Source organism: Gemmata obscuriglobus (assembly GCF_008065095.1).
Classification (GTDB): Bacteria; Planctomycetota; Planctomycetia; order Gemmatales; family Gemmataceae; genus Gemmata; species Gemmata obscuriglobus.
Genome location: NZ_CP042911.1, coordinates 6595097 through 6607368, shown reverse-complemented (window position 1 = coordinate 6607368; position 12272 = coordinate 6595097). Strand labels below are relative to the sequence as shown.

Annotated in this window: 7 protein-coding genes; all 7 read right to left on the bottom strand. The window is 71.6% G+C overall.

The window, feature by feature from the left end:
• The 7 genes from GobsT_RS27590 to GobsT_RS27560 all read right to left on the bottom strand — a co-directional run bounded on the left by GobsT_RS27590 (position 1) and on the right by GobsT_RS27560 (position 12139).
• Positions 1-840: a vWA domain-containing protein gene (locus GobsT_RS27590; RefSeq protein ID WP_010044389.1), complete on the bottom strand. Its 840-nt coding sequence runs from the start codon at positions 838-840 to the stop codon at positions 1-3.
• A 106-nt stretch (positions 841-946) separates the two neighbouring features.
• Positions 947-1912: a hypothetical protein gene (locus GobsT_RS27585; protein WP_010044391.1), complete on the bottom strand. Its 966-nt coding sequence runs from the start codon at positions 1910-1912 to the stop codon at positions 947-949.
• A 16-nt stretch (positions 1913-1928) separates the two neighbouring features.
• Positions 1929-4268: a glutamine amidotransferase gene (locus tag GobsT_RS27580; RefSeq protein ID WP_010044393.1), complete on the bottom strand. Its 2340-nt coding sequence runs from the start codon at positions 4266-4268 to the stop codon at positions 1929-1931.
• Positions 4265-8137 (bottom strand): DUF4175 family protein, encoded by a 3873-nt coding sequence (locus GobsT_RS27575; protein ID WP_148087892.1) that lies wholly within the window; start codon positions 8135-8137, stop codon positions 4265-4267. The genes GobsT_RS27580 and GobsT_RS27575 overlap by 4 nt, the downstream gene beginning before the upstream one ends.
• On the bottom strand, positions 8134-10203 hold the full coding sequence (locus GobsT_RS27570) for a BatA domain-containing protein (RefSeq protein ID WP_010044397.1): 2070 nt from the start codon (positions 10201-10203) through the stop codon (positions 8134-8136). Before GobsT_RS27570 ends, GobsT_RS27575 begins: the two co-directional genes overlap by 4 nt.
• A complete protein-coding gene (locus GobsT_RS27565) occupies positions 10200-11177 on the bottom strand; it encodes a DUF58 domain-containing protein (protein WP_010044399.1) in 978 nt (325 codons plus the stop codon). The genes GobsT_RS27570 and GobsT_RS27565 overlap by 4 nt, the downstream gene beginning before the upstream one ends.
• Complete coding sequence (locus GobsT_RS27560; protein WP_417936411.1) at positions 11177-12139, bottom strand: AAA family ATPase; 963 nt, start codon at positions 12137-12139, stop codon at positions 11177-11179. The genes GobsT_RS27565 and GobsT_RS27560 overlap by 1 nt, the downstream gene beginning before the upstream one ends.
• Between the last annotated feature and the right edge of the window lie 133 nt (positions 12140-12272).

The following is a 12272-nucleotide window of genomic DNA, read 5'->3' as shown; positions in this document are numbered from 1 at the left end:
TCACTTCCCGGAGGGCGTGACGCGGGTGCCGATGTCGAGGAACCGGACGATGGCGGTCGGGTCCGCGTTGAGCACCACCCCCCGCGCGCCCGGCTTCAGGTCGTGGCCCTCGGCCCGCGCCGCCTCCCACAGTTGCGGCGGGAGCACGCTCGACATCCGGAACAGGAGCTTGGAGCACTTGTCGGTGAGGTGCTCTTCCCCGGCCGGGAAGAACTCCGGGGCCACGGGCGTACCGGAAATCAGCAGGTTGAACAGCAGGGCGGTGCCGTCGCTGGTCCCCAGCTTGCGGAGCGCTTTGGCGTGCTCCTGCGGGTTGCCGTCGGAGGGGAGCCCGTCGGTGAGGTTCAGGACGATCGGCGGGTACGCGTCTGGGTACTGCTCGACGAACCCCTTCACCGCCAGCCCGGCCGCGGCCATCGCCTCGCACATCGGGGTTTTGCCCCCCGCCTCGGGGTCGAACCAGACCGGGAACTTGATCTTCTGTTCCAGCACCCCGCCGGCCCCGTCGGGGATGAGCTTGGTGCGCGTCTCGACCCGCAGCGGCTGATCGCCGACCTTGCTGATCGGGGTGAGCACGTTGAAGGGCGCGGTGCCGCCGAGCCCGGCCTTGACGGCGGTGCCGTACCCGATGACGCCGACCCGGAAGTAGTCGCGGACCCCGTCCGCCTTGGCAGAGCGGAGCACCACGTTCTGGAGCAGCCGGTTGACGGCGTCCGCTACGGTTGCCGCTTTGGACGCCCCGCCGGTCCCGACGAACGGGTCGGCCATCGAGCCGGATTGATCGATCAGGAACAGCAGGCAGGCCGGGTTCGTTCGGCTGATCTGGGCGGAGTAGGGCATCGGGCCATCGGTTGTGGGCGCGCGGTTCGATCAGGCCCTCATTTTATAGCCCACCGCCCGGCACTCCAGAGATCACGACTTGAGTTTCCGGCTCGCGCCGTCGCGTTCAGGGCTTCGGCACCGGGACGGGGGACGCCGTGGCGTACAGACGGGCGAGTTCGACCATGAGCTTTTCGACGCGGGCGTAATATTCGTCCTCGCCGATACGACCTTTCTGGTCGCGGAGTCCGGCGAGGGCGAGTTCCAACTCGTCGCGGCGCTTGCGGACCTCCGCCGGGAGCGCCCGCTCGCGCACGCTCGGGATCAGGTGCCACTGGTGGGCGCGGGTGCCGTCAACGGGCGCGCCGTCCTTGGCCCGCTTCACGGCCCGGACGCCCTGGAACCAGTCGGCCGCCGAGCCGAGCTTGTCCCCGTTGTCGTCGAGCAGGGCGTGCTCGGTGGCGAGCCGGCCTTCGCTCCGGTAGAACTCGCGCACCCGGTCGGAGGCGGTCAGGAACGCCTCCAGGAGCGACACCTGGCCGTCCTTGTCGAGGTCCGCGGTCGGGTCCCCGATGGCGTTCGCGATGTGCTCGCCGAACCGGGCGTAGTTCGACTCGCTGCCGCTGCGGGTGGCGGTGACGACGACCCGGTCCGGCCCGGACAGGTGGGTGACGAACGACCCGCTGGCCGATGTGCAGTTCACCACCGCGACCGGCCGCTTCACCGGGCCGAGCCAGTCGGCGAGTTCCCGGGCGGTGACGTCCGGCCCGCGCAGGTTGAACCGCGCCTCGCGGCCGTCGTCGGTGCCGTGGCCGATGAGGACAACCCAGAGCGGGGCCGCGCCGGCGCGCGGGAGCCGGGCCAGGAGCGCCTGAAGCTTGTCCCGGTCCGACTCTTTCGCCTCCGGTTCCCGGCCGATGCACATGAACTCGGAGCCGCCCTTCTGCGCGGCGGCCCCCCACCGGTCGGCCCACTTCTGGAACGCCGCTCCGTACTCCGGCGTTCCCGCCGCCCCGACCACGACCAGCACGTGCGGACGGTCGCCCGGCGCGAGCCCCATTAACACAGCCGTTACAGCGACCAGCACGCTCACGGGTTGCTCCTTCGTATCAGGCCAAGCCGTACCGGCGCCGGAGGCCCCATTCGGCGACCAGACACAGTACGGCGACGAGGAAGTACGCCCCCCGGTGCCACAGCGGGGACACCCAGGCCGCCATGTTCGGCGCCTGGCGGGTCGGCAAACCGGCGACGAACTCTGTTAGTCCGTCGGCGGGGACCGTTTCGCCGCGCGTCCGGCTCGCCACTGTCGCGAGCAGTTCCCGGTTCGGTTCCAGCCGGGCGAACTCGTCCGCCTCGGGCTGCACGCACCAGCCGACCTCGCGGCGGCCGACGGGTGCGCCGTCCGGTCCGGTGACGGTCGCGACCGCCCGGTACGCGCCCGGCTCCCGCGGCACGAACTTCACCCCGTAAACGCCGGCTTCGCGCGCGTCGGACTCGGCGGTCAGCGTGAGTTCTTCCCGGTTCGGTTTCGTCACACGCACCGATACGCCCGCGTTGTCGAGCGGCAGGTACGTGGCGTCCGCTGCCTTGATGGTCAGTTCGACGGCGGGCGACGCCGTGCCGGCCGTCGGCACCGCCCGCACCTCCACCCGACCGGGAACGTCCCCCACCAGCCAGCGCACCGTTTGGCGCCACGAGCGCTCAAAATCGTCCCGCGCCGGGTCGGCCCGCCGCAACCCCCAGCGCCACAGGTCGCCGACCAGCACCGCGGCCGACCGGCCCTTGCCGAACGGTTGCACGACGAGCGCCGGGAGCGTGTTGCCGGACGTGTCGCGGGCGTGGGCCAGTACGGCCGCGCCGGGCTTGGCCGCCCCCGTCGCGTTCAGCGTGTGGAACGGTGGCATGGCGCCGAGCCGGGCGGTTTCCTCGCCCTCCGTGCGCTGCGTCCGCACCCACGGCTGGAGCCACCCCTCGCGGCTCAGCACCAACTGGTGTTCGCCCCCGGTGGGCGGGGCCGCGCCGTCGAGGTAGACCGGGAGGAGGTCGCCGACCGGGGTGCGGTCGTACCGGCCGGACGCGAACGAGTCCGGCCCGCCGAGCATCAGGAACCCGCCCCCGCGCTTGGCGACGAAGTTCCGCAACAGTAACTGTTGATCCGGTGTGAAGAACGCGGCCTCAATGTCGTCGAGGATGACCGCGTGGTAGCGGTACAGGTCCGCGGCGGTTTGCGGGAACCCGCCGCGGAGTTCGACCGCGTCCTGGGTGCCGAGCCGGATCAGCACCGGCTGGTCCCGCCGCTCGGCGGTCTCGGCGTCCGGGTGCTCGAACCCCTGGAACAGCGGGTTGTTCTGCCCGCGGGGCGCGCGGAAGTCGAACTTCGGCTCCCGCCGCGCCACCCGCACCAGGCCGACCAGTTGCACCTCGGGGTCTTCGTCCACCGCGCGCCGCAGGTACTTGAACTCCCAGTTCGGTCGGCCGCACACGTACAGCACCCGGTACGGCCCGCCGCCGCGGTCCACGGTCACGAGCCGGCTGTTGTTCGCCAGCGTCGCCTCGGCGGACGGTGCGCCGGCCGCGAGCGCGGCTTCGGCGGCCAGCCGCGCCTGGATGCGGTAAAACCCGACCCCCGCGCGCTCCGGTCGCAACTGGAACCGGAACGTCAGCGTCTCGTCGGCCCCCGTCGGTGTCGTTTCTTGCCGGGCGACTTCCTTTCCCGCTTCGTCGGTCACGATCGCGACCACGGCCTGCCCGGGGAACCCGTGGGTAGCGATGTCCGCCTGAAGTGCGACCGGCGCGGCCTCGAAGTTGGTTTGGTTGAGCGTCACCCGCCGGACGGCAACGTCCTTCGGGGCGGCGTACTCGGGCGGGAGGACCGGGTACACGGGCGGCAGCGCGGACCAGTCGATGTCCGGGGCGTCGGTGGCGTTGCCGTCGCTGACGAGGATCACGCCGGCGAGGGGGCGGCCCTGGTACCGCTTGGCGACCGCGGCGAGGGCGGTGTGGAGCGAGGTGGCCGTGCCGTCGAACGCGAGGCCGTCGAACCCGTCGGCCGCGCGGAGGTGCGTGTCGAACACGAAGTTCCGCACGTCGAAGTCCTGGCCCAGCCGGTTCCGCCAGCGTGCGTCCGTTTCGAGCAGCGCGCGCACCCGGTCACCCCCGGTGCGCGCGGAGTCGCCGTCCCGGACCCGCAGGCTTTGGCTGTTATCGACGAGCACAACGAACACGTTCGCGCCCGGCTGGGCGCGCGACCCGGTCAGGAGCGGTTCGACCAGGCACAGCGCGAGCGCCGCGACGCCGGCCAACTTGAGGGCCGCCGCCGCAACGGCCACCGACCGGCGGCCGCGCCAGCGGGCGGCGCTCCAAACGATCATGAACGCCCCGACCGCGACCAGAGCCGCGGCCGGGATCAGCCACTGCGGGGACCCGAGTACAACGGACGGTGCCGTCATTTGCCGCTCCCCAGGCGCTCGTAGTACCGCCGCACGCCGTCGGCGAATTCCGGCGGCACCGGGTCGCGGTCGATCGGCACCAGGGCGTTCGGCGACTCGCGGCGGCGCAGCTCCTCGCCCACCCGGTCGCGCAGCTCGTTCAGCGGCTGCGCGACCGTCTTCTGGAACAGGCCCCAGTCGGGCTCCTTGGAGTGCCGCTTGAACTCCTCGCGGGCGGAGCGGACGCGCTCGCGGATCCGCGCCGCCTCGGCGCGCAACTGCGGGTCGTCGATCAGCTCTTCGGTCGCCCGCATCCGGTCGTACCACTCGCGGAAGCCTTCTTCCCGGATCGGCCCGCCGGCCGCCCCGCCCCCCGTTCCGCCGGGTTCGCCCTGCTCACGCCCGCCCAACTGCGGACGGCCGCCGGGCTGGCCGGACGGATCGGTCAGCCGCCGCGGGTTCGGGGTGCCGGGCTGGTTCTGCCCCGGTTGGTTCCCTTGTCCCGGCTGATTCTGTCCCTGTCCCGGTTGCGCCTGCCCCGGCTGTCCTTGGCCGGTTTGGTTCTGCCCCGGTTGGTTCCGACCGGGCGCGTTCCCTTGTCCGGGTTGTCCCTGCTGTCCCTGTCCCGGTTGCCCCTGCCCGGGCTGATTTTGGTCTGGTTGGTTGCCCTGACCGGGCTGGTTGCGCCCCGGCTGCCCCTGCGCGGGTTGCCCCTGTCCGGGCGCGGGTTGGTTCTGCCCCGGTTGGCCCTGGGCCGGTTGCCCCTGTCCGGGCTGATTCTGTCCAGGCTCTTTTCCGGCAGCCGCCGGCTGATTCTGTCCGGGTTGGTTCTGCCCCGGTTGGTTCTGGTTCTGCCCTGGCTGTGGGCGGCCGGTCGCCTGGGCGACTTCGCGGTTCACTTGGTCGGACAAGTCGTTCAGCTCGCGCTGGGCGCGCCGCAGCGCGTCGGTCTGGTCGCCCACGACGGCCTCGGACGCCTTCTCGATCCCCTTGCGGAGCTGTGCGGTGCCCTCGGCCGCTTTGCGCGACGCGTCGGCGGCCTCCGGGAGCCCGCCCGCGGCGAGCCGGCGGGCCAGATCCAGTGAATACCCGACTTTCTGTTCGGCCGCGGTGCGGGCGGTGTTGTACAGCTCCTGCGCCAGTTGCGGCTCCGACTTCTCCGCCTCTTGAACCACCTTCTGCACCCGATCCGTGATCTGGTCGAGCTGCTTCTTCTGCTCCTCCAGCCCCTTTTGCACCTGCTCGCGGTCCGTGCCGGAGTTCAGCCCCGGCTTCGGGCTCTGCTTCAGCTCGTCGAGCTGTTTGGTGAGCTTCTGCTGCTCGTCGTCCAGCTTCCGGGCCTGCTGGCGCAGGTCGCGCATCTCCTCGCCGAACCGGGCGGCCGTTTCGCGGCGGAGTTGCTCGCGCGTGGCGTCGAGCTGCCGCTGCGCCCGCGTGCCCTCGTTGACCGCCTGCCCCAACTGGCCGCGCTCGAGCGCCTCGGACGCCTGCCGGACGGCCTCGCGGCTCTGCTCGACCTGCTCCCGCGCGCCGGCCAGCCGGTCGCGGTTCTGCTCCTGCTCCAACCGCTCCTGAAGCTGGTCGGTGTCGCGGAGCACCTGCTGCTGCTGGTCGCGGAGCTTCTTCAACTGCTGTTGCAGCTCCTCTTTCTGCTTCTGGTCCCGGGCCTGCTCGAGCGCCGATTGCAGCTCCTTCACCCGGTCGGTCAGGTCGGTCTGCCGGCGGGCCAGTTCTTTGAGCCGGTCGGCCAACTCCTGGTTCTCGCGCTGCTCGCGGTCCCGCTGGGCCTGCTGGTTGCGCTGCTCGCGGGCGGCGCTCTGGGTCTCGTACCGCTGCCGCTCGTCGGCCAGGTCGAGTTGCTGGAGCTGCCGCTGGGAGGGGCTGCGGCTGCTGTTCGCCGACGAACCGCTCTGCCGCTGCTGGCGGGAGTTGTTCCGCGTCACGTCGAACTCGCGGGCGCGGAGCTTCAGGAGCGCCTGGTACGCGGCCTGTTCCGACGCCAGCGCGGCGGGCAGCGTCCCGGGGGCGTTCTGGTCCGCCGATTCGCCGAGCCGCTTCTTCGCCTCTTCCATCAACTTGACCGCCCGGCCGAGGTGCTCGGCGGACTCGCCCTGGAGGCGCTCGGACAGCGCGCCGGCCCGATCGATGACCGCCTGCTGCGACTCGCCGAGCAGCTTGACATCCGGGGCGAACTTGTCGGTCGGGGTGATCGAGACCTCGCGGCGGATCAGGCGCCACGTGGCGTTCACGATCTGCTTCTGCATCTCCGCGAGCTGGTCGGCGGCTTCGGCGTTACCGCCTTGTTGACCCTGCTGTTCGCGCTCCTGGCGCTCCCGCTCTTGCTGCTCGGCGGTCTGCTGCTCGCCCTGGCGGAAGATCTCCTCGAAGTGGCGGACCTCCGCGAAGTACATGTCCCCGGAGGTGCGGCGTGGCTTGCCGTCCGGGCCAATGTCCTCGGCCCAGAAGTAGTACGACACCACCTGATCCGGTTGCGCCTTCAGCTTCTCGAAGTCGATCAGGTGTGTGGGCTGCACCCGCTTCGGGGCCGCCTTCCCGGCGCCCTCCCCCAGCACGACCTCTTGGGGAGATTGACCGACCGCCGTGACCGTGAGGCCGTGCCGCACGACCCCGAAATCGTCCCGCAGGTCGGCTTTGAGCGGCAGTTCTTCCAGCGGCGAGACGCGGGCGTCGCGGCCGGGTTGCGGCACCGTCACAACGGGCGGCATGTTTCGGGTCACGTTGATCGTGATGTCGGCCGGCAGCTTGTTGGCGCGGCCGTCGGCGTCCGCGAGTTGCACCTGATACCGCTCGGAAGCGGTCGGGGTCAGGGTGATCTTGTAAACGTGACGCTCGATGTCGTGCGGAATGAGCGGCTGCTCCTGCTTCTGCTTGTCAACGAGTACCGCCCGGGTGACCGCCTTGCTGAGGTGGCAGTACAACGTGATCTCGGTGCCTTCCACCGCGGTGACGTGGCGGACGTCGTCGATCGTCTTCGGCTCCAGGGCGGTATAGTTCGGGAACACCAGACCCGCGTTCACCTTCCGCAGCTCGGGGTGCTCGAACACCTTGACGCGAAAGTCGTCGCTCCGCCCGCCGGTGAACTCGACCCGGTAGGTCAGGTCGGCGGTAACGGAGGGGACGTACGCCGCGAAGGTCGGGTCGTCCAGTTGGCGCTGCATCGCCCGCGGTGCAAGAGCCGGCGTCGCCCCTTCGGTCACGAACGTCACGTCCGCCGGGACCGGCCCGCGGAAACGGGCCGTCACCACCAGCGCCGACCCGCGCTCGATCTCGGTGTGTCCCGGTTCCACTTCGACCTTCGCGCCTGCCCCGAACGTCTCGCCCGCAACCGGTGCTCCGGCGTTGTCACCGGCCGTCGCCGCGGTTCGGAACCCGAGCCACCCCACGACCACCACGAGCCCGGCCAGCGCCAGCCCGTGCGCGACACGCGTGAGCGTTAACCGGCGGGGCGGAACGGCCTCGTCCCAGTCGTGTGCTCGGCTGTGCTCGACGGCCGACTCCAGCACGGTCGCCTGGAGGAAGCTGAACCGCCCGTCCGGTCCCGGGTGCTGGTCGACCGCGGCTAACAGTAGGGCCGACAGGTCCGGGTGCTGCGCCTCGATCCGGCGGGCCACCCAGAGCCGATCGGGCGCCGCCCGGCGCGACGCCGCCCACCACGCCGCCCCGACGACAACGGCCGCGGTCGCGAGTGCGAGCGCCAGAAGCCGGCCCGTTCCCGCGGCGGACCCGTCCGCGGCGAGCCGAGCGCCTGCGGCGAGCCCGAGCAGAGCGAGCACAGCCCAGCACGCGGCGAGCCCGCCGAGCAGTCGGACGCGGCGGAATCGCGCGCCGATGCGGTCCAACACCGCCCAAAGTTCTGTGTTGGCATTCACGGCGTCGCAACCTCCCGCCGGCCCGATCGGGTGCGCCACCCGGCCAGTCCGGTTTCGACGAGTAACACGACAATCGCCACCAGAAGCAGCACCCGCCAGACCGCTTGGTTCCGTTCCAGTTCCGTGTTCTGTTGTTGCCGCTCGGCTTCGGTCCGCCGGCTTTCGGCTTCTCGATTCACCAGCCGACACCCCAACTGTTCCAGTGTTTCCACGGGTACGGTCGCGGTCAAGCTTTCGGTCGGGTCCAGGTTGACGGCAAACGACTGGGGACCGGTCGGGGTGTCGAGGACGTACACGCCGGGCTGGTCGGTGTCCGCGAACGCGTTGGCATCCGCGGACAGGGCGACGGCAGTTCCGTCCGGCTTGTGAACCGTGGTCGCGCCGCTCGCGGCGGACACGGGCACGCGGTCGCCCACCCGGTAGGTAACGCCGGTCGCCGCTCGGCCGCCGCGCAGCTCCAGCAGGGCGGTCATCAACGGGACGAACTTCGACGACCGCGCCAGTTGGCTGTCGGCCGGCTGCCAGCCGCTGGCCAGCACCACGACCCGCCCCTTGCCGTGCGGCTTTTCGAGAACGGCCGGAGCGCCGTCGTCGAAGCGGGCCAGCACACGCGCGCCGGGGAGGTGCTGGTCTGTGAGCCGCCGGTGCTTCCAGAAGTGGACCTTGGTGAAGTCGCTGAACTGCGGGCCGGACAGCGGTGCGAACAGCGGGTGATCGAACGTGATGTCCCGCAGCATCGCGTAGCGGTCCGCCCGCGCCTCCTCGACGGCACTGTCGGACGCTCCTGCCAGTGCCGGTAGTGCGGGCGACGCGGGTGTCAGGACGACCAGCACGACCCCGCCTTCGCGGAGGTAGCGGTCGAGGACCTGAGTGCTTTCGGTGGATGGAGAGCCGGCCAGAACCACGAGCGGCGCGGCACGCACGTCGTCCCACGTCAGCGGGTCGCCGGGCTTGCGGGCGACCACGCGGACGACCCGCTCCGGCGTTTCGCCCCATGCGCGTTCCAGGAAGTACAGCAGACCGGCGGGATCGGAGGCCGCGTCCGCGCCCAGGAACAGCACGGTCAACTCCTGCCGCCGTGCCCCGGCGAAGTACAGCGCGTTGTCGAAGGCGTGCGCGTCGCCGGTGAGTCGGAGCGTCGGCGCCGGGCCGCCCGCGGGCGGGCGCGGGACCTTCACGACCCGGCTTTCGCCCGGCGGAACGTATGCCTCGACGGCAGGCCCGTTCACCCCGTCCCAGACGAGACGGAACTGCTCCTGGTTCGCGCCGGCGGAATTGGTCACGCGCACGCGGAACGGTGCCGCGGTGCCGCCCGGTTCCGGGTCGGGGCGGTCGGTCAGCAGAGCCAGACCGGCGTTACCGCCGTCGCCACTCACCGCGCGCAGGTCCAACGTGACCTCGGCCGGCCATTCGAAACCCGCCAGTTCGATGAGCCGCGCCCCTTGTTGGAGGTCGCTGACCAGCACCACCTTCCCGCGCGCCAGCGCCCCGCCGGCACCGGCTTCGAGGATCGCGCCGGCGCTGTCCACGAGCGCCCGCCCGAGTTCGGTGCCGCCCCAGGTCGGGGTCAGTTGGGTCAACCGGTCCCGGGCGACGGCGACCCGCTGGTGCGGTTCGAGCCGGTCGGCCTCGGCGAACCCCAGAACGGGGCGAACCGTGCGGTCGAACGCGTACACGGCCACGCGGTCGGTCGGCCGGCACTCGGCCAGCGCGGCGTCGGCGCTGGCGACGGCCCGCTTCCACACGTCGCCGCGGCGCATGCTCGCGCTGGTGTCGATCAGCACGACCACGCGGCCCCCCGGCTCGCCGGCGTCGGCCGCGGCGTCCTGGCGGAAGAACGGGCGCATGAACGCCAGCCCGAGCAGGATCAGGGCGGCGGCCCGCAGCAAGAGCAGCAAGAGCTGGTCGAACCGTCGCCGGCTCGCGGGGGGCGGCGGCGACGGGGTCAGGAACATCACCGAGCTGAACGGCACCTCACCCTTCGGCCGCCGGCGGATCAGGTGGAAAATGATTGGGGCGGCGACGGCCAGGAGGCCGAGCGCGTACAGCGGCGCCAGGAAGCTCATCGGCCGCCCCCCCGGTTCTGGGCGCTGCGGGCCGCGGCGCGGCCCCGCCGGGCGCGCGCCCGGAGCAGATCGAACAGCACCAGTTCGAGCGGGCGGTCGGTCGTGAGCTGCTCGAAATCGGCCCCGGCGCTGGTGCATTCTTGCCGCACGTCCGCCGCGTGCGCCGCGAACCGGGCGCGGTACTCGTCGGCCGCCGTTCGCGGGTCGACGAACACCTCACGGCCCGTCTCCGCGTCGCGGAACAGACCCGGCGCGTCGAACCGGAAGTGGACCTCTTGCGGGTCCAGTACGCGGAAGACGATCACGTCGTGCCCGGCGGCGCGCAGGCCGCCGATCGCCGTCCGAACCGCGCTGGCGGGCACGAGCAGGTCGGAGAACAGGACGAACAGCCCGCGCCGGCGGGTGACGGCACCGGCCTCGCCGAGCGGCCCCACCAGGTCGGTGGCGGTGCCGCCGGGGTCGCGGTGGAGCGCCGCGGTGAGGTGCGCGAGCTGGCCCGGGCGGGCGCGGGGCGGGATGTACTCGACGACGCGGTCGGCGAACGTCACCAGCCCGACCGCGTCCCGCTGGCGCGACAGGAAGTAGGCGATCGTGGCGGCCGCGGTGCGGGCGTAGTCCCACTTGGTGACCGTCCCGGACCCGTAGCCCATCGACCGGCTGCCGTCCGCGATCAGGTGGCAGCGGAGGTTCGTTTCGTCCTCGAACTTCTTGATGTAGTAACGGTCCGAGCGGGCGAAGAGGCGCCAGTCGAGGTACCGGGGGTCGTCGCCGGGGGTGTACTGGCGGTACTCGCTGAACTCGGCCGAGAACCCGTGGTACGGGCTGCGGTGCAGCCCCTTCTCGAACCCCTCGACGATCACCCGCGCCCGGAGCTGGAGGCTCTTGATCCGCATCAGGGCCGCGGGGTCGATGAGTGCCGGCCCGCCCGACGGCGGGCGGTTCGCGGCGGTCGGCGTTGGCGCGGGTGCGGGCATCAGCGGGGCGCGTCCTTAACGTGTTCGAGGAGGCGGTCGATCACCGTATCGACGGAGACCCCGTCGGCCGCCGCGCGGTAGCTCAGCAGCACGCGGTGCCGCAGGGTGGGGTGGACCAGCGCGCGGATGTCGGCGGGGGTGGCGTGCGCCCGCCCCTCCAGCAGCGCCCGCGCTTTGGCCCCGAGCACGAGCGACTGGCCCGCCCGCAGCCCGGCCCCCCAGCTCACCCACTGGTTCACGAAGTCCGGCGCGCCGCCCCGGCCGGGCCGCGTGGCGGCGGCCAGCCGCACGGCGTACCGGATCAGGTCGTCCGCCACCGGCACCTTCTTCACCACCTCGTGGAACCGCAGCACGTCGGCCGCGTCGAACAGCGGCTCGATGGGCGCCGGCCGCCGGGAGGTGGTCTGGCGCACCACCGCGACCTCGTCCTCTTCCGGCAGGTAGTCGACCACCACGTTGAAGAGGAACCGGTCGAGCTGGGCCTCGGGCAGCGGGTACGTGCCCTCCATCTCCACCGGGTTCTGCGTGGCGAGCACGAAGAACGGCTCGTCCAGCGGGTAGCGGACCCCGCCGGCCGTCACCTGGTGCTCCTGCATCGCCTCGAGCAGCGCGGCCTGGGTCTTCGGCGGGGTGCGGTTGATCTCGTCGGCCAGGATCACGTTCGCGAAGATCGGCCCCTTCACGAACTGCATCCGCCGGCGCCCGTCGCCGGTGTCCTCCAGGATGTCGGTGCCGGTGATGTCCGCCGGCATCAGGTCCGGGGTGAACTGGATGCGGGCGAACTTCAGTCGGAAGAGCTGCGCGAGCGACCGGACGAGGAGCGTTTTGGCCAGCCCCGGCGCCCCGGTGATCAGGCAGTGCCCGCCCGCGAGCAGCGCGGTGAGCAACTGCTCCGTGGCTTCCTTCTGGCCGATGATCACCTTGCCGAGTTCGCGCTCGATCGCGCCGCGGGCGGCGCGGATCTTCTCGACCGCCTGCTTGTCCTGCTCGAATTCGGTCCCGGCTGCGGTCACGGGCGGTCCTTTCGTTACGCGGTGTGCGAATGGGGGAACCGGTCGGTTGGGTCTGGCCTTGTGGCACAGACATTCCTGCCTG